This is a genomic window from Agromyces cavernae (genome assembly GCF_021044935.1).
GTDB lineage: Bacteria > Actinomycetota > Actinomycetes > Actinomycetales > Microbacteriaceae > Agromyces > Agromyces cavernae.
On the sequence record NZ_JAJNMP010000002.1, the window covers coordinates 620,465 to 643,302 of the forward strand.

Annotated in this window: 21 protein-coding genes; 5 read left to right on the plus strand and 16 right to left on the minus strand. The window is 70.1% G+C overall.

Annotated features, from left to right (window positions below; translation table 11 throughout):
• Positions 1 to 80 precede the first annotated feature (80 nt).
• Positions 81 to 2,102: a maltotransferase domain-containing protein gene (locus LQ757_RS09010; RefSeq protein WP_308195596.1), complete on the plus strand. Its 2,022-nt coding sequence runs from the start codon at positions 81 to 83 to the stop codon at positions 2,100 to 2,102.
• Positions 2,095 to 4,293: a 1,4-alpha-glucan branching protein GlgB gene (gene glgB / locus LQ757_RS09015; RefSeq protein ID WP_231046877.1), complete on the plus strand. Its 2,199-nt coding sequence runs from the start codon at positions 2,095 to 2,097 to the stop codon at positions 4,291 to 4,293. Before LQ757_RS09010 ends, glgB begins: the two co-directional genes overlap by 8 nt.
• An 81-nt stretch (positions 4,294 to 4,374) precedes the next feature.
• Here the strand turns inward: glgB and LQ757_RS09020 are convergent, their stop codons facing one another.
• Both LQ757_RS09020 and LQ757_RS09025 read right to left on the minus strand, forming a co-directional pair.
• A complete protein-coding gene (locus tag LQ757_RS09020) occupies positions 4,375 to 5,337 on the minus strand; it encodes a tetratricopeptide repeat protein (protein WP_231046878.1) in 963 nt (320 codons plus the stop codon).
• The gene (locus tag LQ757_RS09025; RefSeq protein ID WP_231046879.1) at positions 5,334 to 7,232 is read right to left on the minus strand and encodes a DUF8094 domain-containing protein; all 1,899 of its coding nucleotides are present in this window, start codon (positions 7,230 to 7,232) and stop codon (positions 5,334 to 5,336) included. Before LQ757_RS09025 ends, LQ757_RS09020 begins: the two co-directional genes overlap by 4 nt.
• Before the next feature lie 185 nt (positions 7,233 to 7,417).
• On the opposite strand from LQ757_RS09025, the gene LQ757_RS09030 reads away from it, so the two are divergent.
• Positions 7,418 to 9,034, plus strand: coding sequence for a DivIVA domain-containing protein (locus LQ757_RS09030; RefSeq protein WP_231046880.1), 1,617 nt, complete (start codon positions 7,418 to 7,420; stop codon positions 9,032 to 9,034).
• A 26-nt stretch (positions 9,035 to 9,060) separates the two neighbouring features.
• A complete protein-coding gene (locus tag LQ757_RS09035; protein WP_231046881.1) occupies positions 9,061 to 10,125 on the plus strand; it encodes an AI-2E family transporter in 1,065 nt (354 codons plus the stop codon).
• Between the two features lie 9 nt (positions 10,126 to 10,134).
• On the opposite strand, the gene LQ757_RS09040 is transcribed toward LQ757_RS09035, so the two are convergent.
• The 9 genes from LQ757_RS09040 to rpsB all read right to left on the minus strand — a co-directional run bounded on the left by LQ757_RS09040 (position 10,135) and on the right by rpsB (position 16,809).
• The gene (locus LQ757_RS09040; protein ID WP_231046882.1) at positions 10,135 to 10,887 is read right to left on the minus strand and encodes an alpha/beta hydrolase; all 753 of its coding nucleotides are present in this window, start codon (positions 10,885 to 10,887) and stop codon (positions 10,135 to 10,137) included.
• On the minus strand, positions 10,884 to 11,192 hold the full coding sequence (locus LQ757_RS09045; RefSeq protein ID WP_231046883.1) for an Rv1322 family protein: 309 nt from the start codon (positions 11,190 to 11,192) through the stop codon (positions 10,884 to 10,886). The genes LQ757_RS09040 and LQ757_RS09045 overlap by 4 nt, the downstream gene beginning before the upstream one ends.
• 35 nt (positions 11,193 to 11,227) lie before the next feature.
• Entirely contained in the window at positions 11,228 to 11,893 is a 666-nt protein-coding gene (locus LQ757_RS09050; RefSeq protein WP_231046884.1) for an aggregation-promoting factor C-terminal-like domain-containing protein, read from the minus strand.
• Between the two features lie 54 nt (positions 11,894 to 11,947).
• Positions 11,948 to 12,502 carry a DivIVA domain-containing protein gene (locus LQ757_RS09055; protein WP_231046885.1) on the minus strand — a complete coding sequence of 185 codons (555 nt, stop codon included), beginning with the start codon at positions 12,500 to 12,502 and terminating at the stop codon, positions 11,948 to 11,950.
• A 20-nt stretch (positions 12,503 to 12,522) separates the two neighbouring features.
• Positions 12,523 to 13,428 carry a phosphatidate cytidylyltransferase gene (locus LQ757_RS09060; RefSeq protein WP_231046886.1) on the minus strand — a complete coding sequence of 302 codons (906 nt, stop codon included), beginning with the start codon at positions 13,426 to 13,428 and terminating at the stop codon, positions 12,523 to 12,525.
• Between the two features lie 87 nt (positions 13,429 to 13,515).
• On the minus strand, positions 13,516 to 14,070 hold the full coding sequence (gene frr / locus LQ757_RS09065; RefSeq protein WP_231046887.1) for a ribosome recycling factor: 555 nt from the start codon (positions 14,068 to 14,070) through the stop codon (positions 13,516 to 13,518).
• A gap of 34 nt (positions 14,071 to 14,104) precedes the next feature.
• Positions 14,105 to 14,836 (minus strand): UMP kinase, encoded by a 732-nt coding sequence (gene pyrH, locus LQ757_RS09070; RefSeq protein ID WP_231046888.1) that lies wholly within the window; start codon positions 14,834 to 14,836, stop codon positions 14,105 to 14,107.
• A gap of 171 nt (positions 14,837 to 15,007) precedes the next feature.
• Positions 15,008 to 15,832, minus strand: coding sequence for a translation elongation factor Ts (tsf, locus tag LQ757_RS09075; RefSeq protein WP_231046889.1), 825 nt, complete (start codon positions 15,830 to 15,832; stop codon positions 15,008 to 15,010).
• Between the two features lie 23 nt (positions 15,833 to 15,855).
• Positions 15,856 to 16,809, minus strand: coding sequence for a 30S ribosomal protein S2 (rpsB, locus tag LQ757_RS09080; protein WP_231046890.1), 954 nt, complete (start codon positions 16,807 to 16,809; stop codon positions 15,856 to 15,858).
• A gap of 261 nt (positions 16,810 to 17,070) precedes the next feature.
• On the opposite strand from rpsB, the gene LQ757_RS09085 reads away from it, so the two are divergent.
• Positions 17,071 to 17,685, plus strand: a complete 615-nt coding sequence (locus tag LQ757_RS09085) for a M23 family metallopeptidase (protein WP_231046891.1) — start codon at positions 17,071 to 17,073, stop codon at positions 17,683 to 17,685.
• A gap of 45 nt (positions 17,686 to 17,730) precedes the next feature.
• Here the strand turns inward: LQ757_RS09085 and LQ757_RS09090 are convergent, their stop codons facing one another.
• The 5 genes from LQ757_RS09090 to LQ757_RS09110 form a co-directional block, all read right to left on the minus strand.
• Positions 17,731 to 18,639: a tyrosine recombinase XerC gene (locus tag LQ757_RS09090; RefSeq protein WP_372459652.1), complete on the minus strand. Its 909-nt coding sequence runs from the start codon at positions 18,637 to 18,639 to the stop codon at positions 17,731 to 17,733.
• 77 nt (positions 18,640 to 18,716) lie between these two features.
• The gene (locus LQ757_RS09095; protein ID WP_231046893.1) at positions 18,717 to 19,625 is read right to left on the minus strand and encodes a phosphodiesterase; all 909 of its coding nucleotides are present in this window, start codon (positions 19,623 to 19,625) and stop codon (positions 18,717 to 18,719) included.
• Between the two features lie 64 nt (positions 19,626 to 19,689).
• Complete coding sequence (dprA, locus tag LQ757_RS09100; RefSeq protein WP_231046894.1) at positions 19,690 to 20,931, minus strand: DNA-processing protein DprA; 1,242 nt, start codon at positions 20,929 to 20,931, stop codon at positions 19,690 to 19,692.
• Positions 20,928 to 22,481 (minus strand): YifB family Mg chelatase-like AAA ATPase, encoded by a 1,554-nt coding sequence (locus LQ757_RS09105; RefSeq protein ID WP_231046895.1) that lies wholly within the window; start codon positions 22,479 to 22,481, stop codon positions 20,928 to 20,930. The genes dprA and LQ757_RS09105 overlap by 4 nt, the downstream gene beginning before the upstream one ends.
• Positions 22,481 to 22,837, minus strand: coding sequence for a YraN family protein (locus tag LQ757_RS09110; RefSeq protein WP_231046896.1), 357 nt, complete (start codon positions 22,835 to 22,837; stop codon positions 22,481 to 22,483). Before LQ757_RS09110 ends, LQ757_RS09105 begins: the two co-directional genes overlap by 1 nt.
• Position 22,838 lies beyond the last annotated feature (1 nt).

A 22,838-nucleotide genomic window follows, 5' to 3' on the forward strand; every position in this document is an offset into this window, starting at 1 on the left:
GTCAACCCTATGGGCGGTGCATGACGAACGTGTGAACCGCAGGTCACGCCGATCGTGCGATTCCGCGCTACGGTCGAACCGTGACGACCGCCCCCGTGCTCGCCGGCCGCATCCCCGTGACGCGGCTCACCCCGTCCGTGCCCGATGTCCGCTGGCGCCCCAAGGCCTTCGAGGGCGAGGTGGTGCCGTTCCGCGCGACCGTGTTCCGCGAGGGCCACGACAAGGTGGGCGCGATGCTCGTGATCACGAGCCCGTCGGGCGTCGAACGACGTGAGCGCATGTCGCCGATGGCGCCGGGCACCGATCGTTGGGAGGCGAAGGTGCTGCTCGACGAGGTCGGCGAGTGGCACTGGCACGTCACGGGCCTCGACGACGAGATCGCCACATGGCGGCACGACGCCGCGCTCAAGATCGATGCGGCCGTCGACGTCGAGCTCATGTACGAGATCGGTGCGCGGCTCCTCGATCGCGCGGCCGCCGAGAAGTCGCGCACCCGCGCGACCCGCGCGAAGCTCGACGGCCTCGCGAGGGCGCTGCGCGACCCCGCGACATCCGCCCCCGAACGCCGCGCCCTCGTCGACCACCCGCTGCTCGCCGAGTTCATCGGCCGCCCACTCGCGCGCCTCACGACCGACTCCCCCGAGCACTCGATCCTCGTCGAACGCCGGCATGCGGGCGTGGGCTCGTGGTACGAGTTCTTCCCCCGTTCAGAGGGCGCGAAGCAGTTCAAGGACGGGCGGTGGAGGAGCGGAAGCTTCCGCACCGCGATGCGCCGGCTCGACGGCGTCGCCGCGATGGGCTTCGACGTCGTGTACCTGCCGCCGATCCACCCGATCGGCCTCACCAATCGCAAGGGCCCCAACAACACCTTGACCCCGGGCCCGCACGACCCCGGCTCACCGTGGGCGATCGGCGGGCCGTCGCGCGACGGCAGCGCCGGCGGACACGACGCCGTGCACCCCGACCTCGGCACGCTCGCCGACTTTCGCGCGTTCGTGCGACGGGCGAACACGCTCGGCATCGAGATCGCTCTCGATCTGGCGCTGCAGGCGTCTCCCGACCACCCGTGGGTCGCCGACCACCCGGACTGGTTCACGCAACTGCCCGACGGCACCATCCGCTTCGCCGAGAACCCGCCGAAGAAGTACCAGGACATCTACCCGGTGAACTTCGACGACGACGCCGAGGGCATCTTCTCCGAGGTGCTGCGGATCGTGCGGCACTGGATGACGCAGGGCGTGCGCATCTTCCGCGTCGACAATCCGCACACGAAGCCGCTGTGGTTCTGGGAGCGATTGATTTCGACGATCAATGCGGATGACCCGGGCGTGGTGTTCCTCGCCGAGGCGTTCACCCGCCCCGCCATGATGCAGGCGCTCGCGATGGTCGGGTTCCAGCAGTCGTACTCGTACTTCACGTGGCGCAACACGAAGTCCGAGCTCGAGGAGTTCCTCACCTCGGTGTCGCAGGAGACCGCCGACTTCATGCGGCCGAACCTGTTCGTGAACACCCCCGACATCCTCACCGAGTACCTGCAGTTCGGCGGGCCGGCGGCGTTCACCGTGCGCGCGACGATCGCCGCGACCGCGGCCCCGCTCTGGGGCGTGTACGCGGGGTTCGAGCTGTTCGAGTCGGTCGCTCGGCCCGGGGCCGAAGAGGCGATCGACAACGAGAAGTACGAGTACAAGCCGCGCGACTTCGCCCTTGCCGAGGCCGAGGGTCGATCGCTCGCGCTGTACCTCGGCATCCTGAACCGCATCCGGTCCGATCATCCGGCGCTCGGGCAGCTCCGCAACATCCGATTCCACCACAGCGAAGACGACTCGGTGCTCGTGTACTCGAAGCACCTCGAGGGCCGCTTCACGGGCGACGGCGTCGACGACACGATCATCGTCGTCGCGAACGTCGACCCGCACTCGGTGCGTGAGACGACCGTGCACCTCGACCTCGCCGACATCGGGCTCGAGCCCGGCGCGCGCTTCGAGGTCGAAGACCTCGTCACGGGTACGGTCTGGGAATGGGGTGCGTCGAACTACGTGCGGCTCGACGCGTTCACCCGCCCCGCGCACATCCTCCACGTGAGAAGGGGCCTGCATGCCTGAACGAGTCGCCGCACCCGTCATCGCCGACGAGGTGCTCGCCGCGGTCGCCGAGGGCCGTCACTCGGATCCGCACTCGGTACTCGGGCAGCACGGCTTCGACCTGGCGCACCAGCCCGGCCCGTTCACCGTGATCCGCACGCGACGCCCCCTCGCCGACTCGGTCGACGCGATGCTTGCCGACGGCACCGCCCTGGCTCTCGAACACGTGGGACACGGGGTCTGGGCGGGCGCCGGCGCATTCGGACCGACCGACTACCGCGTCGTCGCGCACTACAACGGCGACACCGAGTGGTCGGCCGACGACCCGTACCGTTTCGCCCCGACGATCGGCGAGCTCGACCTGCACCTCATCGGCGAGGGCCGGCACGAAGAACTCTGGAAGAGCATGGGCGCCCGCTACCGCGAGCACTGGGGCATCGCCGGCGCAGTGCGGGGCACCGCGTTCACCGTGTGGGCGCCGCACGCCCGGGCCGTGCGCGTCGTCGGCGAGTTCAACCGGTGGGACGGCGCCGGCCACGCGATGCGCAGCATGGGCTCGTCAGGCGTGTGGGAGCTGTTCGTGCCCGACCTCGAGCCCGGCACGATCTACAAGTTCGAGATCCTCACGAGCTCGGGTGCGTGGGTCATGAAGGCCGACCCCATGGCCCGCCAGGCCGAGATCGCGCCGGCGACCGCGTCGGTCGTGAGCGTCAGCTCCCACGAATGGCACGACGGCGAGTGGATGTCGCGGCGAGCCGCCGCCAACCCGCACGAACTGCCGATGTCGATCTACGAGCTGCACCTCGGCTCGTGGCGCCCCGGCAAGGGATATCGCGAGGTCGCCGACGAGCTCATCGAGTACCTCGACTGGCTGGGCTACACGCACGTCGAGTTCATGCCGCTGGCGGAGCATCCGTTCGGCGGTTCCTGGGGTTACCAGGTCACCGGGTACTTCGCCGCGACGAGCCGCTACGGCTCCCCCGACGACCTCCGGTACCTCATCGACCGGCTGCACCAGGCGGGCATCGGCGTGCTCATGGACTGGGTGCCCGGCCACTTCCCCAAAGACGACTGGGCCCTCGCCCGCTTCGACGGTGAACCGCTCTACGAGCACGCCGACCCGCGTCGCGGCGAACAGCTCGACTGGGGTACCTACGTCTTCGACTACGGCAACCCGCGGGTGCGCAACTTCCTCGTCGCGAACGCGCTGTTCTGGCTCGAGGAGTTCCACGTCGACGGACTGCGGGTCGACGCGGTCGCCTCGATGCTCTACCTCGACTACTCGCGCGAGGCCGGCCAGTGGGAGCCGAACATCTACGGCGGCCGCGAGCACCTCGAAGCCATCGGCTTCCTTCAGGAGGCCAGCGCCACGGCCTACAAACGCAACCCCGGCGTCGTCATGATCGCCGAGGAGTCGACGTCGTGGCCCGGCGTGACCGCGCCGACCGGCTCGGGCGGGCTGGGCTTCGGCTACAAGTGGAACATGGGATGGATGCACGACACCCTGCAGTACATCCAGAAGGACCCGATGTACCGCTCGCACCACCACAACGACCTCACGTTCTCGTTCCTCTACGCGTTCAGCGAGCACTTCGTGCTGCCGATCAGCCACGACGAGGTCGTGCACGGCAAGGGCTCGCTCATCCGCAAGATGCCCGGCGACCACTGGCAGCAGCTCGCGAACATGCGCGCCTACCTGTCGTACATGTGGGCGCACCCCGGCAAGCAGCTGCTGTTCATGGGCCAGGAGTTCGGCCAGCTGTCCGAGTGGAGCGAGGAGCGCGGCCTCGACTGGTGGATCCTCGACCAGCCCACCCACAAGCAGCTCGCCGAGTTCGTCGGCGCGCTCAACCGCCTCTATCGAGCGATGCCGCAACTCTGGCAGCTCGACGACGACTCGGCCGGCTTCGAGTGGGTCGAGGGGGGCGCGGCCGCCGAGAACGTCATCGCGTTCCTGCGCTACGACCGCGAGCGACGGCCGTTGCTGTGCATCGTGAACTTCGCCGGGCGCCCGCACGACGGCTTCCGCATCGGGTTGCCGCTCGCCGGACGCTGGCGCGAAGTGCTGAACTCCGATGCCATGGAGTTCGGCGGTTCGGGTGTGGGCAACCTCGGCGGCGTCGAGGTGACGGATGCCCCGTGGGCCGGCCGCCCCGCGTCGGGCGTGTTCACCCTGCCCCCGCTCGGCGCGGTCTGGTTCACGCTCGACTGAGTGCGGGTCGCGGAGGCGCGAAGCGCCGTCTCTCCACCGTGGGTTGAGGAGGCGCGCCAGCGCCGTCTCGAAACCCCGGTCTCAGTACAACAGGCTCGCAAGACGGCGACGTGCCGCGCCGACTCGCGGGTCGTCGGTGCCGACGACCTCGAACATCTCGACGATGCGCTCGCGCACGAGCTTCTTGCCATCGGCGTCGAGCGACGGGAACAGGTTCAGCAGGCGATCGAACGCGTCATCGATGTGACCGCCCGAGAGGTCGAGGTCGGCCACGTCGAGCTGAGCGCCGAGGTCGTCGGGTGCGGATGCCGCAGCCGAACGGATCTCGTCGAGCGTCTTGCCCTTGAGGCGGCCGAGCAGGTTCACCTGAGCGAGCCCGGCGGTCGCGAGCGAGTCGCGGGGGTCCTGCGCGATCGCGGTGCGATAGGCCGATGCCGCGGCGTCGTAGTCGCCCCGCTCGATGGCGTCGTACGCCTCTTGGTGCAGCGGAGGCAGCGGCGGCTCGACCGGCTCGGCGCCGGCGCCCTCGGCACCCGTCTCGCCCGCCTCGCCTGCCTCGATGCGGCCGGTGACGCCGTGCTGTGCGGCGAGCTCGAGCAACTGGTCGAACAGCTGCCCGATCACGTCGTCGGGCTGCACGCCCGCGAAGAGCGGCACGGGCTGGCCGGCGACGAGCGCGACGACGGTCGGGATCGACTGCGCCTGGAAGGCCTGCACGAGCTGGGGGCTGCGATCGGCGTCGGCCGCCGCGAGGACGAGTTGTCCGTCGTGGGCGCGCACCAGGCGCTCGAGTGAGCCGAGCAGCACCTTCGACGGCTCGCTCCATGACGCCCAGAGCGCCACGACGACCGGAACGGTGCGGGAGAGCTCGAGCGTGTGGCCGAAGGCCGCGTCATCGGTCTCGAAGACGATCTGGTCGCCCGGCAGCGACGAGGAGTGCGCGCCGTGCTCGGGCTGGGAGCCCTGCTGCTGACGCTGGACGAGGGCCGACAGGTCGACCGCTCCACGAAGGGCGGCGCCCGTCGGCGGAATCGCGTTCGTCATGGGATCTCCGATGCTGCGATGAGGCTCTCGGACCAGCCGAGCAGCCGGATCTGCTGATTCTCGTCGCCGGTGCCGACGCCGGGCACGTAGAAGAGCAACTGCATGCCGATCTCGCGCTGCACGCCCTTGGCGCTCTTCTCGGTGAAGCCCGAGAGTGCCGCACCCGGCGCACCGGCCTGGAATCCGATCGTACCGCCGTCGTTCGGCACGACCTTCTCGATCTGGTTGATCGAGACGGTCACGAGCGCCCCGGCGTCGTTCGTGGCCAGCGCGACCGTGGGACTGTCGGCGACCGCGTTCGAGAAGGTCGCGTCGGCCGTCGCCGGAAGATCGTCATTGATCGCCTGTTGACCCGTGACGCCGAGCTGCTCGCGCAGCAGGTCGCCCTCGGGATCGAAGGCCGTCGCGAACTCCGACTCGTCGCCCTTGAGCAGCACGTCGGCATAGGCGGAGGCGACCTGGCCGGTCGGCATGACGAGGCCCTTGAACTCGGGAGAGATCGGCGCGGCGCCGATCGAGGCGGGCGCGACCTCGGGCACGTCGGCCTCTGGCGCCAGCGCCATCGAGTAGAGCACGTGGTAGTTCTCGCGCGGCGACTCCTGCACGAGCACGAGCGCTGTGGGGGCGATCGTCGGATCGTCGGCGTTCTTCGCGATCGTGAGCACGGTGCGCGGCCAGCCCGTGACCTGCTGCGGCAGGGTCAGGGTGAGCGGGGAAGCCGGGATCGCGGGCGGCGCCGGGTGATCGGGCAGCGAGCCGCGAATCGTGTAGTTCGCGGCGCGGGCCTCGAGCGCGGGGCCGGTGAACCGCTCGGCGGCGAGCGTCGCATCGCGGGCCTCGTCGACCTCGCCCGTGAACACGGCCAGACGGCGCATGATGCGCTCCATCTGCGGAACCGTGACCGCCGGCTCGACCGTGGGCTCGTCGGGCTCGACGGTCTCGGCAGGCTCACCGGATGCCGCCGGCGTGGCCGGGGCCGACGTCGCCGGCGCCTCGCCCTGGTCGAAGCTCGGCCAGTAGTCGGCCGAACAGGCGCTCAGTGCGATCGCGGGAACCAGCAGCACCGGTACGAGCGCGACCCGCTTCGCACGACCGATCGCGCGCTTGCCACCGGCGACCTGGCTGCGCCGCGGCGGCCTCGGCGCGCTCGGCAGCTTGCCGCGCGGCCCCTTGGGCAGATTGCGGCGGGGACCACGAGAGCGGCGGTGGTGCACGAAGCCGGAGATCACGAGGCCGATGCCCACGAGGAACACGAGAGCGCCGCCTGCGAGGAGCGGCCCCGCCATCGGGGTGGCATTGTCGAGCGGCCAGTCGAGCTCGAGTCGCGTGGGTGCCGGGCTGAGCCCGTCGGATGCGATCAGCACCGAGATGTCGTCGGGGACGTCGATGGTCGTCGTGAGCGTGCGCTCGGCGGTGAACTCGTCGAGCCACAGGTCGGATCCGACCGGTGTCGCCGCGGCGAGCGCCTCGGGATCGGGCGCCGCCTCCGCCTCGGGCGTCGGGGTCGGCGTCGGAGTCGGCGTCGCTGTCGCAGGGGCGGGCTCTGCCGGCAGCGGGTCGTCGACCGGCGCGACCGTCACGACCTCGGTCGCGAGCTCTCCGCTCTCGGCGTCGTAGGACACCGACTGGTACGGGGTCTCACCGAGCCACGCCTCGACGTCGGCGCTGCGGCCATACGAGACGAACACCGTGTCGCTGCCCGACGCCGAAATGGTCTGCTTTCCGGGCTGCGCCGCGAGCGCCTCGGGCTCGACCACGATGAACGCGGTCTCGCCGCTGAACTCGGCCGACAACGCCGCACGGTCGGGTTCGAGGAACACGGTGCGCTGGGCGATGCCGAGCCCGATCATCACTGCCGCAGCGATGAACGCCACGATTGCGAAGACGAAACGCACGAACTACCTCCAAAGGCCGCATCAGCGGCGCCGACAAAAGACATTCCACACTACTGGTGGTGTCTGGGAGTCTCCTAACCACCGGCTGAGCATTTCTGTGTCGGGGCGCCCCGCCGATCCGCCGTACAATCGGACACATCCCGCATGAGCCCCCCACAAACGCGGGTCAGACCCCGGAGGAAGAATTGGCCGTCGAAGAGACCGAGTTCACGCAGGTGTTCCGCGGATACGACAAGGATGAGGTCGACAAGGCGCTCAATACCCTTCGTCGCGACATCATCAACGCGAACACGCAGGCTGCCGACAACACGAAAGAGAACAAGCGTCTGCTCGCGCGCATCGAAGAGCTCACCGCCGAGCTCGAAGAGGTCGGCAGCCCCACCTTCTCCGGTCTCGGCACCAAGCTCGAGAACACCCTCCGCGTCGCCGAAGAGCAGTCGACCCGCCTGATCGCACAGGCCGACATCGATGCCGAGAAGCTCCGCCGCGCCGCCGAAGACGAGGCGCACCTCATGCGCTCCGACGCGCACGAGCTCGCCGAGCGCACGCTCACCGAGACCCGCGCCCAGGCGAACCGGCTGCTCGAGAACGCGCGTGCCGAGGCCGACGACATGGTCTCGCGTGCACACGAGACGAGCGAGCAGCTGCGTCAAGACGCCGCCCGCGACGCCGCGGCGATCCGTGGTTCCGTCGCCACCGAGGCCGCAGAACTGCGCTCGAGCGCGAAGCGCGAGTCCGCAGCTTCGGTGTCCGCTGCCGAGCGCAAGGCCTCCGAGATCCTGACCGCCGCCAACACCGAGGCCAACGAGGCACGGGCGACGGCGGCCGGCCTCGCGCAGGAGACTGAGCAGACCCGTGCCGAGGTCGCCATCGAGCTCGACCGCGCCCGTGCCGACCTCGCCCGCGAGACCGAGCAGGCGCGCATCGACCTCGCAGCCGAGACCGAGCAGGCACGCCTCGACCTCGAGCGAGAGTCGGCCGAGGCACGCTCCGACATCGACGCCGAGGTCACCGAGCGTCGAGCAGCGCTCGTGCACGAACTCGAGCAGGCGCGCACCGACCTCGAGCGCGAGCTCGAAGCGTCGCGCGCCGAACTCGTCGAGCAGCGTGAGCAGACCGCGGTCGACCTCGAGCGGGAGGCCGAGGCGGCGCGACTGAAGCTCCAGCACGAGCTCGAGCGCATCCGCGCGAAGCACGCGGCCGACCTCGACCAGATGCGCGCCGACCTGGCGCTCGAGCAGGAGCAGGCGCGCGCCGACTTCGACGCCGAGTCCGAGCAGGCCCGCATCGACCTCGACAACCAGCTCACGGCGCTGCGCAAGAAGACCACTCACGAGGTCAACCGGCAGCAGCGCGAGATCGAGAAGGCTCGCCTCGACCTCGAGTCCGAACTCACCGCCAAGCGCGACGAGGCCGAGCAGGAGCTGCTCGTGGCCCATCAGGACGCCGTCGCACAGACCCAGACGTTCCTCGCCGACGCCAACGCCGAACTCGCCGACGCGGTCGCCCGCACCGCCGAGAGCCGCGCCGAGGCCGACCGCCTCGAGTCCGAGGGTCGCGCCGAGATCGCCAAGGTTCGCGACAGGGCCGACGAAGAGGCACGCGAGCGCATCGCTGCGGCGCACGACCAGGCCCGCAAGCTCATCGCCGACGCCGAAGAGCGCACCCGCGCCCTCGTGGCTGACGCCGAAGACCGGCTGTCGCAGATTAGGATCGAGCGCGACGCGGTCGCCGGGTACTTCGAGAGCCTGCGCGGCGTGCTCACGCAGGCTGAGCAGGTGGCGGCAGACACGAAGAAGTAGTCCGGCGAAGGGAGCGCGGCGGTTCCATGAAGATCCAGAACGCGTTCCGCATCGGGCTGCTCGGCACCCTCGGCGTGGGTGTCGGCCTGCTCATCATCACCTCGATCGCGAATCTCTCGACGATCATCACCTACATCGGCGCGGCTCTGTTCCTGGCCCTCGGCCTCGACCCGGCGATCAGCTGGCTCGAGCGCCGAGGGCTTCCGCGTTGGGCCGCGATCGTCATCGTGATGACCGGCGTGGGACTGCTCGTCGCCGCCCTCGTGCTCGCCGTCGTCCCCATCATCGTCGAGCAGGTCAGCCAGCTCGTCGAGGAGATCCCCCGAATCGTCGAGCGTGTCAGTTCGCAGGAGTGGATCGACACGCTCAAGCAGCAGTTCCCGCAGATCCAAGTCGATGTGGTGATCGAGCAGGTCACGACCGGGCTCACCGACTTCGTCACCAACCCCGACAAGCTGAGCGAACTCGCGGGCGGCGTGCTGCTCGTGGCCTTCGCGATCGGCAGCGGCATCTTCGCCGTCATCGTGGTGTTCATCCTGATGCTGTACTTCACGGCATCGCTGAACGCGATGAAGCGCGCGACCTACCAGCTCGTGCCCGCATCGAAGCGCGAGCGTTTCGCCGACCTCACTGAGCAGATCACGCAATCGGTCGGGCGATTCGTGCTCGGGCAGGCTTCGCTCGCGGCCGTGAACGGCGTGCTGAGCTTCATCTTCCTGTCGATCATCAACGCGCCGTTCCCCGCGGTGCTCGCGTTCCTCGCGTTCCTGTTCTCCCTCGTACCACTGGTCGGCACGCTGACGGGCTCCGTGATCATCGTGCTCGTGTGCCTGATCCCCGGGCTCGGTTCACCGCTCACCGCGCTCGTCGCAGCGATCTACTACATCATCTACATGCAGGTCGAGGCATACGTGCTCAGCCCTCGCATCATGAACCGAGCGGTGAAGATCCCGAGCGCTCTCGTCGTCATCGCCGCGCTCGCGGGCGGCGCGCTCGGCGGCATCCTCGGAGCGCTCGTCGCGATTCCGGTGGCCGCCGCCGGCCTCCTCATCATCAAGCAGGTCGTGATCCCCCGCCAGAACGAGCGCTGACGCGGCGAGTCAACCGGTCGTCGAATCGGATGTCGCGGGCCACACGGTCGGCAGCGGCAGAGCCGCGGGGTTCACCGCCGCCACGATCTCGTCGAGAACGCGCCGCGTCTGAGACTCACCGACCCACAGGTGCCTGCCTCCGGCGACATCGATGCGGCGCAGCTTCGGTAGCCCGGCGAACCGCTCGGCGGCCTCCGGCGGCCGCAGGTAGTCGTCGTGCTCGGGAATGAGCGCCACGAGCGAGGGGGCGGCACCATGCCAGCGGGCGAGTTCCTGCTCACTGGTGCGGTGCAGCGGGGGCGACAGCAGGATCGCGCCGTCGATACCGTGGTCGAGCCCGTACTTCAGCGCGAGCTCGGTGCCGAACGACCAACCGACGAGCCACGGATGCGGCAGGGCGCGCGCCTCGACGAACGACATCGCCGCCGCGACATCCGCTCGCTCGTCGATGCCCTGTCCGAACGAGCCTTCGCTCGTGCCGCGTGGCGAGGTCGTGCCGCGCGTGTTGAACCGGAGTACCGCGAGGCCGGCGAGCGCCGGAAGGCGCGCTGCCGCCTTGCGGATGATGTGGGAGTCCATGAAGCCGCCCGCGGTCGGCAGCGGGTGCAGCGTCACGAGGGTCGCCACGGGCGGCCGGTCGACGGGCGTCGCGAGCTCGCCGACGAGCGTGAGCCCGTCTGACGTGTGCAATTCGATCTCTTCGCGGATCGCGGGCAGTTCGACGCCCGCCCGGATCTCGACTGGTTCGTTCGCGCCGGTCATCGTTCGCCGATCCTCCAACAGTGGATGTGCCAGTGCCGGCGCGCCGCGAGGTCGGCAGCGTCACCGAGCACGCCGTCGGCGCGCCACGCCACGAGGTGGGCGACGCCTCGCGCGACCTCGAGCCCGCAACCCGGGCATAGGTACGCCTTGACGGCCTGGCCCTCGGAGACCGGCTGCACGTTCCATTCGCGGCCGCCACGCACCTCGGTGCGGCGCCAGCCCGACGTCAGCCGATCGACGTCGAGCTCGGGATGCCCCTCACGTGCACGAGCCGCCCGTCCCCGGGATCGGTTCGCGCGCGCCATGCCCCCAGTCTACGGGGCGAGCGACGAGCGGTCGGTCAGTACCAGCCCACGGACTGGGAGTGCCCCCAGGCCCCGCACGGCGTGCCGTAGCGACCCGAGATGTACCCGAGACCCCATTCGATCTGGGTGGCGGCATTGGTCTCCCAGTCGGCGCCCGCGGAGGCCATCTTCGACCCGGGGAGCGACTGGGGAATGCCGTAGGCGCCGCTCGAGGCGTTGTAGGCGTTCACCCGCCAGCCTGACTCCTTGTTCCAGAGGGCGACCAGGCAGTCGAACTCGGACGACGGCCAGCCGCGAGCCGCGACCGCTCCGGCGGCATACGCCTGCGCGGAACCGGGGTCGGGCGTCACCGCCGGCGGCGCCCAGCCCGACCCGCTCGATGCGGGCTCGAGGACCGGCTCGGGCTTCTCTTCGACGACGTAGTTCTCGGAGCCGCCGATGGCGATCTCGTAGTCGCCGCCGGCCGCCACCGACTGCGCCGCCTGGCCGCCGAAGCGTTCTCCTTCGGCCGCGAAGTCGGGTGATGCCGTGGCGCCGCTGTAGGGATCGACGATGTTCACGAGCAGGAAGCTCGACGCCGCGCAGAAGGCGAACACGACCGTGACGGCCTGCTTGACCGCGCCGCGCGGGCTCGAACGGGTGGCCGACGGCGCCGACGGCTGCGCTCCCGCCGTCTCGCCTGCGCCTGTATGCCTACCCACGATTCGTCGAGTGTATCGGACGCGTCGGGCGCTCGGCGAACGCCGCCCGGCAGGTCACCGAACCGCCAGCATGACATCGACGACCGCATCGAGGACGAGGTCGACCTGCGCCTCCCGATAGCCTCCTCGCTGCGTGGTGAACACCACGGTGCGCACGTCATCGACCGAGATGGGCCATCCGTCGCGGAAGTACCGCGTGAGCTTGTCGGCGAAGCGATCGACCTCGCGAACGTTGTACCCGAGCACCAGCGGGTTCATGCGGTCGAAGCGCTGGGACTCGGGTCTCGCGAGCCGGTTCGACACGACCTGCGCCGTGGTCCGGGCCTCGCGCAGCCATGCCTCGTCACCGTGCAGCCGTGAGGCGACCTGCCGCTCCTGCGCCGCGAAGGCGTCTTCGAGGCGTTCGAGGGCGGCGTCGACGTGGGAGGTGGAGTATCCGCCCTTCTGCATGGCGAAGGCCGTCAGGCGGATCTTCTCGGACGTGAGCGGAGCGTCGCCGGCGATCGGGTTGCCGTCGTAGGCGCGGCGCGCGACCTTGAGGAACTCCTCGACCTGGGCGGTGTTGTAGCCGAGCCGCGGCTTGCGCGCGTGCGGGAAGATGGAGTCCACCGCACCATTATCACCGACGCTCACCCGAACACGAGGAAGGCCACGTACGCGACCGCCGCAGACGGCAGGATCGAATCGAGCCGATCGAGGAATCCGCCGTGGCCAGGAAGCCACGAGCTCATGTCCTTGATGCCGATGTCACGCTTGATGAGCGACTCGGCGAGGTCGCCGAGCGTGGCGCTCAAGAAGATCGCGGCGCCGAAGATGAGGCCGAACCACCAGGTGTTGCCGAGCATCAGCGTCGACAGCAGCACGCCGGCGACGAGGCTCGCTCCGGCACCGCCGGCGAAGCCCTCCCACGTCTTCTTGGGGCTGATGATCGGCGCCATCTTGTGCTTGCCGAACATCAGGCCGAACGCGTAGGCGCCGGTGTCGGCGGCGACCACGATCACGATGAACGCGAGGGTCCACCATTGCCCGCCCTCAGCCGCGGTGAGCACGACGGTGAACGTCGCGAGAAGCGTGACGTAGCCCTGAACGAACGCACCCGCGGCGAGATCGCGCACGAACGCCACGGCGCCGGTGCGATGTTTCGGCACCGCCTGCTCGGCGAGTCGCCACAGGGTGACGATCGCGATGCCGCCGAGCACCGCGAGCAGCTGACCCCCCGCACCCCCGTAATACGCGAGCGGCACGGCCGCCACGGCGACGACGGTCGACGGGATGCGCGGCACGTGGGAGCCGCCCTTGCGCAGCGCCTGTAGGAGCTCGTAGCTCGCGAAGCCCACGAGGACGCCCGCGAACAGCATGAACAGCTCTTTGATGACGAGCAGGCTCAGGAGCAATAGCCCGCCGAACGCGAGCCCGATCAGGATCGCGACGATGAGGTTGCGCCCCGTGCGCGCCTCGATCTTCTGCTGCGCCTCGTCGAACTGCGCCTTCGAAGCCTCGAACTGGCGCTCGAGGTCGGCCCTGCGCGCGTGCACCTGGGCCTTGAAATCCTCACGCGCGGTTCGTTCGTGGCCCCCGGCGTCAGACTGATCGTCTTCTGGGACGCCCGACATGATCGTGCCTCAGACCTCGAGGAGTTCGGCTTCCTTGCGCTTGAGCGCGTCGTCGATCGCGTCGACGTTCGACTTGGTGATCTGCTCGAGCTCCTTCTCGCCGCGAGCGACCTCGTCGTCGCCGACCTCGCCCTTGAGCGCGTCGAGGTCGTCCTTCGCCTTGCGGCGGATGTTGCGCACCGACACCTTCGCATCTTCGGCCTTCGTGCGCACGATCTTCACGTACTCCTTGCGACGCTCTTCGGTGAGCTCGGGCAGCGTGACGCGGACGATGTTGCCGTCGTTCGTCGGGTTCGCGCCGAGGTTCGGAGTGTCGCGGATCGCCTGCTCGATGTCTTTCAGAGCGGACTTGTCGTAGGGCGTCACGACGAGGGTGCGCGCCTCGGGATTCTGCAGCGACGCGAGCTGCGACAGCGGCGTCGGCGTGCCGTAGTAGCTCACCATGATCTTCTGGAAGAGCTGGGGGTTCGCCCGTCCCGTGCGCACCGTGGCGAAGTCGTCTTTCGCGACCTCGACCGCCTTGTGCATGCGGGTTGTGGCATCGGAAAGTACATCCGCGATCACGGGAACTCCTTTACGGTTCGCTACTTCGGTCAGTCTATCGACTGGAGGGCTCGACGCCGTTGCTGACGACCGTGCCGAGATCGGCGCCGAGGATGGCCGCGGTCACGTTGCCGGCAGGCTCCATGCCGAACACCTGCATCGGCATGCCGTTGTCCATGCAGAGGCTGAACGCCGTCGAGTCGACGACCTTGAGGCCGCGCTGCAGCGCCTCCTGATAGCTGATGCGGTCGATCTTGTGCGCGTCGGGGTTGGTGCGCGGGTCGTCGGAGTAGACGCCGTCGACGCCGTTCTTCGCGACGAGTACGACGTCGGCGTCGATCTCGAGGGCGCGCTGCGCGGCCACCGTGTCGGTCGAGAAGTACGGAAGGCCGGCGCCGGCGCCGAAGATGACGACCCGGCCCTTCTCGAGGTGACGCTCGGCGCGCCGCGGGATGTACGGCTCGGCGACCTGCGTCATCTCGATGGCCGACTGCACCCTGGTCTCGGCGCCGGCCTGTTCGAGGAAGTCCTGCAGGGCGAGCGAGTTCATGACCGTGCCGAGCATGCCCATGTAGTCGGCCCGACCGCGGTCCATGCCGCGCTCGGAGAGTTCGGCGCCGCGGAAGAAGTTGCCTCCGCCGACGACGATCGCCACCTCGACCGTGCGCGCCGCATCGGCGATCTCGCGAGCCATCGCGCTGACCACGTCGGGGTTCACCCCCAGCGCTCCCCCGCCGAAGGCCTCTCCGGAGAGCTTCAGCATCACCCTGCGCTTGCGTTCCGTCATCGCCGACCCCGATCTTCCCTTGCCCGTGTCAAAACTAGTGGTTCATCCGGTGCGGCGCAGCCGATTCCGGATGTCTCGTGCGCGGCGTCGCGGCCGAGGCTCGGCTCGCGACATCCGCGCATGGAAAAGGGAGTCCGGATCGCGGGTGCGATCCGGACTCCCTCATTGCGGCTAAGCCGTGGCCTTGAAGCGGGCGAACCCGTTCACGGTGAGACCCGCGTCGGCGAGGACCTTCTTCACCTGCTGCTTGTCATCGCGGGCGTAGGCCTGCTCGAGCAGCACGATCTGCTTGAAGAAGCCGGTCAGACGACCCTCGACGATCTTGTCGAGCATCGCCTCGGGCTTGCCCTCGTTGCGGCTGATCTCGGTGACGATGTCGCGCTCCTTCTCGACGAGCTCGGCCGGCACGTCCTCGCGGGCGAGGTACTGCGGGTCGAACATCGCGATGTGCTGCGCGACCGCACGCGCGGTCTCGGCGTCGGCGCCCGAGTAGGCGACGACGACGCCGATCTGGGGCGGGAGGTCCTTCGAGGTCTTGTGCAGGTAGACCGCGAACTCGTCGCCCGAGAGCGTGACGACCTTCGAGAGCTCGACCTTCTCGCCGAGCGTGGCAGCCTGCTCGTCGATGACCTCGCCGACCGTCTTGCCGTCGGCCGGAGCCGCGAGCGCGGCCTCGACATCGGCGGCACCGGCAGCGGCGACCGCGTCGAGCACCTTGTCGGCGAGGGCGATGAACTTCTCGTTCTTCGCGACGAAGTCCGTCTCGCACGCGAGCTGGATCATGGTGTAGCCCGCGGGCGACTCCTTGGCTGCGATGAGGCCTTCGCTCGTGGAGCGGTCGGCGCGCTTGGCGTTGCCCTTCGCGCCCTTCAGGCGCAGGATCTCGGTGGCCTTCTCGAGGTCGCCGTCAGCCTCTTCGAGCGCCTTCTTGGTGTCGACCATGCCCGTGCCGAGCTGCTCGCGCAGGACCTTGATGTCAGCAATGCTGATTGCCATGTCTGGCTAACTCCTTCGGGGTCTTATTCAGCGGGGGTGGCGGCGGCGTCGGTGGCCTCGGCCTCTTCGACGACCTCGGTGGCCTCGGCCGCTTCGACGACCTCGGTGGCCTCGGCCGCTTCGACGACCTCGGTGGCCTCGGCGGACGCCTCGACCTCAGCCTCGGCGACCTTCTCGGTCTCGGCCGACGACTGGGCGGGGGTGGTCTCGGTGCCGGCCTGGAGCAGCTCTTGCTCCCACTCTGCGAGCGGCTCGACGGCCGAGACGTTGCCCTCGGCCTCGGGCTTCTGGTGACGCTCGATGAGGCCCTCGGCGGCGGCGTCGGCGATGATGCGGGTGAGCAGGCTCACCGAGCGGATCGCGTCGTCGTTGCCCGGGATGGGGTACTGCACCTCGTCGGGGTCGCAGTTGGTGTCGAGGATGCCGATGACGGGGATGCCGAGCTTCTTGGCCTCGTCGATCGCGAGGTGCTCCTTCTTGGTGTCGACCACCCAGAGCGCCGAGGGGGTCTTCGACAGGTTGCGGATGCCGCCGAGCGACTTGTGCAGCTTGTCGAGCTCGCGCTTCTTGATGAGGAGCTCCTTCTTGGTGAAGCCGCTCGTGGTGCCCTCGAAGTCGAGCTCCTCGAGCTCCTTCATGCGCGCGAGGCGCTTGGAGACCGTGGTGAAGTTGGTGAGGAGGCCGCCGAGCCAACGCTGGTTGACGTAGGGCTGGCCGACGCGGGTCGCCTGCTCGGCGATCGACTCCTGGGCCTGCTTCTTCGTGCCGACGAAGAGGATCGTGCCGCCGTGGGCGACCGTCTCCTTGACGAAGTCGTACGCCTTGTCGATGTAGGCGAGCGACTGCTGCAGGTCGATGATGTAGATGCCGGAACGCTCGGTGAAGATGAAGCGCTTCATCTTCGGGTTCCAACGGCGGGTCTGGTGCCCGAAGTGCACGCCGCTGTCGAGCAGCTGGCGGATGGTGACGACGGCCATGAGCCGTACTCCTTTGTTCTCAGTTGTCGCTCGCGCCGGCGGCGCGGAGCCCTGGTGCCCGGCACGGCTCCGCCCTCTGCGAGGAGTGGGACTGAGTGGAGTCGGTGGCCGAATGGCACGCGTAGTCACCCCGGCAGGCCGAGGTGCTGTCGATACTCTACCATCGGCACTCCGCCTCCCCAACCACGGCGGACGGTGTCGGGCTGCACAGATCCGCGCGCTCGACCTGCGCTCGTCCCGCTCCGGGCCAGCATCGGACGCATGACCGATTCCCGCGCCCCTTCCCGTTCCGTTCGTCGCGCGCGCCTCGGGCTTCGCCTCGAGGTGGGCGCGGCCCTGGCGCTGATCGTCGCACTCGGCGGGGGGCTGGTGGCGATCTCTCCGGCCGCGGCGAGCGCGCTCGGGTTCGCGCCGGCCGCGGTGTCGACGACGGGGGCCGGCGCTGCCGCCGCCCCGTCCACCGGCTCCCATGCATGGACCTGGCCCGTGCCTGCGCCGATCCGGGTGGTTTCGCCGTTCCGCGCCCCGCCCACGCCGTACAAGGCCGGGCACCGCGGCATCGACCTGCTCGTCGAGCCAGCCGCCACGGTCGTCGCGGCCGCACCCGGCACGGTGAGCTACGCGGGCATGGTCGCCGGCCGCGGGGTCGTGGCCATCGACCACGGTGACGGGGTGGTGAGCTCGATCGAGCCGGTGGCGGCGTCGGTGGCTCGCGGCGAGGTCGTGTCGGCCGGCGACGTGATCGGCACGGTCACACAGGGCGGGCACTGCACGGGCGACTGCGTGCACTTCGGGGTGCGGGTGCACGGTGAGTACGTGTCGCCGTTCCTGTTCCTCGGCGGACTGCCACGAGCCGTGCTGTTGCCGATGGAGTGATGCCAGGGCGCTCTGAGGGTGAAGCCTGGGCCGGCGCCGGCTCGGTCACGCGCGGGGATGCGCCGTGCGGTAGCTCTCCTTGAGCCGCTCGGCCGAGACATGCGTGTAGATCTGGGTCGTGCCGAGGCTCGCGTGGCCGAGGAACTCCTGCACCGCGCGCAGGTCGGCCCCGCCGTCGAGCAGGTGCGTCGCCGCGGTGTGCCGGAATGCGTGCGGCCCGCTCGGGCCGGTGCCGGGGATCTGCTCGAGGATCGAGGCGACGAGCCGGTACACGCTGCGCGATCCCATGCGCGCGCCCCGAGCCCCGACGAAGACGGCCGGGGTCGCCGCGCGACCTGCCAGCATCGCGGGTCGCGCCGACTCGAGGTATCGATCGATCGCCCGCGCCGCCGGGGCACCGTAGGGCACGACCCGTTCCTTCGAGCCCTTGCCGGTCACGCGCACGGTGCGGCGCCGGCGGTCGAGGTCGCCAAGGTCGAGGCCGACGAGTTCCGAAACGCGCAGGGCCGACGCGTACAGCAGCTCGATGATCGCGAGATCGCGTACGGCGACGGGGTCGTCACCCGCTGCACGGGCCGCGAGGCGTGCGAAGGCGCCGTCGAGCGCGGGCGCCCCGACGACGCGCGGGAGGGTGCGCTGGGCGCGCGGTGCCCTCAGTCGCGCACCCGGGTCGTTCGCGAGGTCACCGCGTCGAGCCATCCAGTGCGTGAATCCCCGAGCGGATGCCGCGCGCCGGGCGATCGTGGCGCGCGCGAGGCCGCGCTCGGTCGCGACCCACAACCAGTCGCGGAGCACGGTGAGGTCGATGCCCTCGGTGGTCGTGACGCCGCGCTCCTCGGCGAAGGACAGCAGATCCACGAGATCGGCCCGATACGCCGCGACGGTGTGGCTCGAGTACCCGCGCTCGGTCGTGACGTGCGCGAGGTAGTCGTCGAGGATCGCGTCGAGGCCCACCCTCTCAGACTGCCCGCTCATGGGGCCGACGGCACGACGGCGCGCTGACTCGGGCCGGCTTCGCGGCTGCGGACGACTCAGGGCGTGGGCTTGCGCGAGAACCGTTCGAGCCGCTCGTCGGGCGCGAGCGCTTCGACCTCGGCGAGCAACTCGTGGCCCAGGTGGGAGACCACCGGGAACGACCCGACCGGCACCACCGACGTCACGACGCCATCGTCGAACAGGTGCACGAGGTTGAACGATCGACCGCCGTCGACGCCGACGAGTTCACGCGGCGCTGCCGACGCGTCGATCGTGTAGGCCGTCGCCCCGGCGACCGCGACCGGGATGCCGGCGAAGCTGCCGTTCGTCGGATAGTGCAGGTGTCCGCCGAGGATGAGCCGCACGTCGCGGTCGCGCACGACCCCGGCCAGTTCGTCTTGGCCGCGCAGCTCGAGCACGTCCATGAGCGCGACCGGGGTCGCGATCGGCGCGTGGTGCATCGCGAGGATGGTGCCGTTCGGCGCCGGGGCTTCGAGGGCGGCATCGAGCCATGCGATCGCGGCCTCGTCGAGCTCGCCGTGGTGGTAGCCGGGCACCGTGGTGTCGAGCGCGATGATGCGGAGCCCGTCGACGTCGACCATGTGGTGCACGGGCCCCGGGTCGGCGGCCGGGGTGTCGAGCAGGTCGCGTCGGAACGGCGAGCGTTCGTCGTGGTTTCCCATGACCCAGACGAGTCGAGCCTCGGCAGCTGCGGCGATCGGCTCGAGCACGGCGCGCACCCTCGCATACGCGTCGGCCTCGCCGAGGTCGGCGACGTCACCGGTGACGACGATCGCGTCGAGCGCGGTGCCGAATCGTTCGAGCTGTCGCGCCGTCTGCGAGAGGGCGCTCACCGTGTCGGCGACCCCGCCGAGCGGAGCCCCGCCGTCGAGCAGGTGGGTGTCGCTCACGTGCGCGATCACCTGCCTCGCCACCGGATACCTGCCGAGTTGCGGTTGCACCATCTCGCCCTCCCCCGGTCAGCCTAGAGTGTGCCTCCGATGCGGCGGGGCGAGGCGCGCGCTCGAATCAGCACGCGGTGCGCCGCCGCAGCCAGCGTCCGTCTCGTCGTACGACGACGCCGTCGGCTTCGAGTTCGCCGAGCACCGACATCACCTTCGACGAGACCACCCCGCTGCGCTGCACGATCTCGCCGAGCTCGCGCGGAGTGCGTGTGCTGAGTTCGTCGAGCACGCGCATGCCGTCGGGTGTCTCCCCTACGCCGCCCCAGCCGGGTCCGAGGCCCGCGAGCGTCGGTGTCGCAGCGCCGATCGCGAGCTCGGCCATCTGTGCGGCGTCGACCACGCAGACCGCGTCGTATTCGCGCAGCAGCCGGTGGCACCCTGCCGACGCGGGGCTCGTCACCGGTCCGGGCACGGCGCCGAGCGGACGGCCGAGGGCCGAGGCGTGGCCGGCGGTGTTGATCGACCCCGACCGCAGTCCCGCCTCGAGGACGACGGTCGCATCGCTCGCCGCGGCGATCAATCGGTTCCGTTCGAGGAACCTCCACTTGGTCGGGGCGGTGCCGCACGGGACCTCGGAGACGACCGCTCCGTTGCTCGACGCGATGCGCGTCAGCAGCGACTCGTGCCCCATCGGATAGAACCGGTCGATGCCGCCGGCGAGGAACGCGACCGTCGTGCCGTCGCTGGCGAGGGCCGCCCTGTGGGCCATGCCATCGATGCCGTACGCCCCGCCCGACACCACGACGAACCCTCGATCGGAGAGTCCGGCCGACGCCTCACCGGCGACGTGCTCCCCGTATCCGGTCGCGGCCCGCGCCCCCACGAGCGCGATCGACGGGGCACCGCCGGCGAGCACGTCGATGCGCCCGCGTACCCAGAGACCGAGAGGTGCGTGCCGTTCGAGATCGTGCAGGCCGGCCGGCCACTCGGCGTCGCCCGGAAACAGGAACCGTGCACCGACCCGCGAAGCCTGGCCGATCGATCGCGTGAATCGCATCTGGTCGACGCGTGGCGTCCAGCGTTTGAGGCCGTCCTCGGCTTCCTTCGGTGAGATCGCCTCACCGGCGTCGCCCACGACATCGACGAGCTTCTGCGCCGAGCACCGCGCGAGCAGCAGCTCGGCGGCACCGACCGCGCCGACCGCGGACACCACGCGTCCGAGCACGCCGTCGCCGGGTTCGGCGAGCACGCCGAGCACGATGCGCGCGGTCGGCTCGAGCGACTCGCGAAGGTCCCTCACCGCTCGGGGCCGCAGCACGGCGAGCACCTCCCGGTGCTCGGAAGCGAGCCTCTGGATCGTGTTCATCGCTCGATTCCCTTCTTGAAGAACAACGCCCGGGTGACATGCTCGGCGCGAGGCACCGCCGCGCCGTCGAGATCGGCCAGGGTCCACGCGACCTTGAGCACGCGGTCGTAGCCGCGCATCGTGATGCCGCCGCGTTCGAGGGACCGATCGAGCGCCGCGGTGGCGCGGCCGCCCGGATGGAGTCGCCCGGCGCCGCGGAGCCACGGACCGGGCATCTCCGCGTTCGTGCGCCAGGGGGTTCCCCGCAGTCGCTGGGCGGCGACCGCTCGCGCGTCGATGACCTTCGCCTGCGCGTCGGCGCTCGACATGCGGGGCTTCTCGCCCGCCGCGCGCAATGCCGCAAGGGTGATGCGCGGCACCCGCAGTTGCACGTCGACGCGATCGAGCAGTGGGCCCGAGATGCGCCCGAGGTACCGGCGCCGAGCGATCGGCGGACACGTGCACTCGGCCGTTCCGTCGTTGCCGCACGGACAGGGGTTCGCGGCGAGCACGAGCTGGAATCTCGCCGGGAAGCTGGCGACGGCATTCGCCCGGTGGATCGCGATCGTGCCCGACTCGAGCGGTTGGCGCAGCACGTCGAGCACGGCGGACGGGAACTCGGGCGCCTCGTCGAGGAACAGCACGCCGTGCGACGCACGGGCCGCGGCACCCGGGCGGATGAGGCGGCTGCCGCCGCCGACCATCGCCGCGGCGGTCGCCGTATGGTGCGGGGCTTCATACGGCGGTCGGAACGAGAGCCCCGACGCGGGTCTCATCCCTGCGAGCGACCGGATGGAGGCGACTTCGAGCGCCGCGTCGGCGTCGAGATCGGGCAGGATGCCGGGCAGTCGCGACGCGAGCATGGTCTTGCCCGCGCCGGGAGGGCCGAGCAGGTACACGTGGTGGCCGCCGGCCGCAGCCACGAGCATGCCCTCGACGGCGTCATCGTTGCCGCTCACATCGGCGAGGTCGCCGGGAACCTCGATTCCGGTGTCGGCCGCCGTCGGCCCCGTGGCCGTCGTCGCCGAGGGCACCGTCTCGACCTCGCGTTCGTCGTATTCGCCGCCGTGCCAGATCGCCGCCTCGAGCAGCGATGCGACCCCGACGACGCGGATTCCGGGAACGAGCGCCGCTTCGGTCGCACTCCCGGCCGGCACCATGACCGTTTCGTGGCCGGCGCGCGCCGCTGCCAGCACCGCAGGGAGGATGCCGTCGATCGGACGCAGCCGACCATCGAGGCCGAGCTCGCCGAGGTGCACGACGCGATCAACGGACTGGGGCGAGATCTCGCCGGCCGCCGCGAGGCAGGCGACCGCGATGGCGAGGTCGAACCCCGAGCCGTGCTTCGGCAGCGCGGCCGGCGAGAGGTTGACCGTCAGCCGACGCGATGGCAGCGGGCAGCCGGCGTTGATCGCGGCCGACCTCACGCGGTCGCGGGCCTCGCCGAGCGCCGCATCGGGCAGGCCGATGATGATGAAGGCGGGCAGTTGCGACGACAGGTCGGCCTCGACCTCGACGATCGAGCCGGCGAGCCCGAGCAGGGCGACCGAGCGCGTGCGGGCGACGGGCATCAGCTGATCCCCTCGAGGTGCTCGATGAGCGCGGGGGCCTCGGCGGGGACCAGCACGGCGACCGCGTCGATGCGGATGCGCACCGCCGACGACTCGCTCGCCTCGCACCAGGCGATGGCCAACCGCCGCAGCCGTGCGAGCTTGATCGGCGTGATCGCTTCGAACGGATGCCCGTAGTCGCCGTTCGAGCGTGTCTTCACCTCGATGAAGACGAGATCGCCGCCGTCTTCGGCGACGATGTCGATCTCACCCAGCCGGCATCGCCAGTTGCGCTCGAGCACCGACATGCCCCGTGCCTCGAGGTGGTCGACTGCGAGCTGTTCGCCGCGCCGACCGAGTTCCGCGTTGTGCGCCATG

Bases quoted from the DNA above. Each gene is read 5' to 3' on its own strand.
- LQ757_RS09045 (WP_231046883.1), bottom strand. From the start codon at position 11,192: ATGGCGCGCGCGAACCGATCCCGGGGACGGGCGGCTCGTGCACGTGAG.
- LQ757_RS09035 (WP_231046881.1), top strand. From the start codon at position 9,061: ATGAAGATCCAGAACGCGTTCCGCATCGGGCTGCTCGGCACCCTCGGC.
- tsf (WP_231046889.1), bottom strand. From the start codon at position 15,832: ATGGCAATCAGCATTGCTGACATCAAGGTCCTGCGCGAGCAGCTCGGC.
- LQ757_RS09105 (WP_231046895.1), bottom strand. From the start codon at position 22,481: ATGCCCGTCGCCCGCACGCGCTCGGTCGCCCTGCTCGGGCTCGCCGGC.
- LQ757_RS09110 (WP_231046896.1), bottom strand. From the start codon at position 22,837: ATGGCGCACAACGCGGAACTCGGTCGGCGCGGCGAACAGCTCGCAGTC.
- LQ757_RS09085 (WP_231046891.1), top strand. From the start codon at position 17,071: ATGACCGATTCCCGCGCCCCTTCCCGTTCCGTTCGTCGCGCGCGCCTC.
- dprA (WP_231046894.1), bottom strand. From the start codon at position 20,931: ATGAACACGATCCAGAGGCTCGCTTCCGAGCACCGGGAGGTGCTCGCC.
- glgB (WP_231046877.1), top strand. From the start codon at position 2,095: ATGCCTGAACGAGTCGCCGCACCCGTCATCGCCGACGAGGTGCTCGCC.
- pyrH (WP_231046888.1), bottom strand. From the start codon at position 14,836: ATGACGGAACGCAAGCGCAGGGTGATGCTGAAGCTCTCCGGAGAGGCC.
- LQ757_RS09040 (WP_231046882.1), bottom strand. From the start codon at position 10,887: ATGACCGGCGCGAACGAACCAGTCGAGATCCGGGCGGGCGTCGAACTG.
- LQ757_RS09095 (WP_231046893.1), bottom strand. From the start codon at position 19,625: ATGGTGCAACCGCAACTCGGCAGGTATCCGGTGGCGAGGCAGGTGATC.
- LQ757_RS09020 (WP_231046878.1), bottom strand. From the start codon at position 5,337: ATGACGAACGCGATTCCGCCGACGGGCGCCGCCCTTCGTGGAGCGGTC.
- rpsB (WP_231046890.1), bottom strand. From the start codon at position 16,809: ATGGCCGTCGTCACCATCCGCCAGCTGCTCGACAGCGGCGTGCACTTC.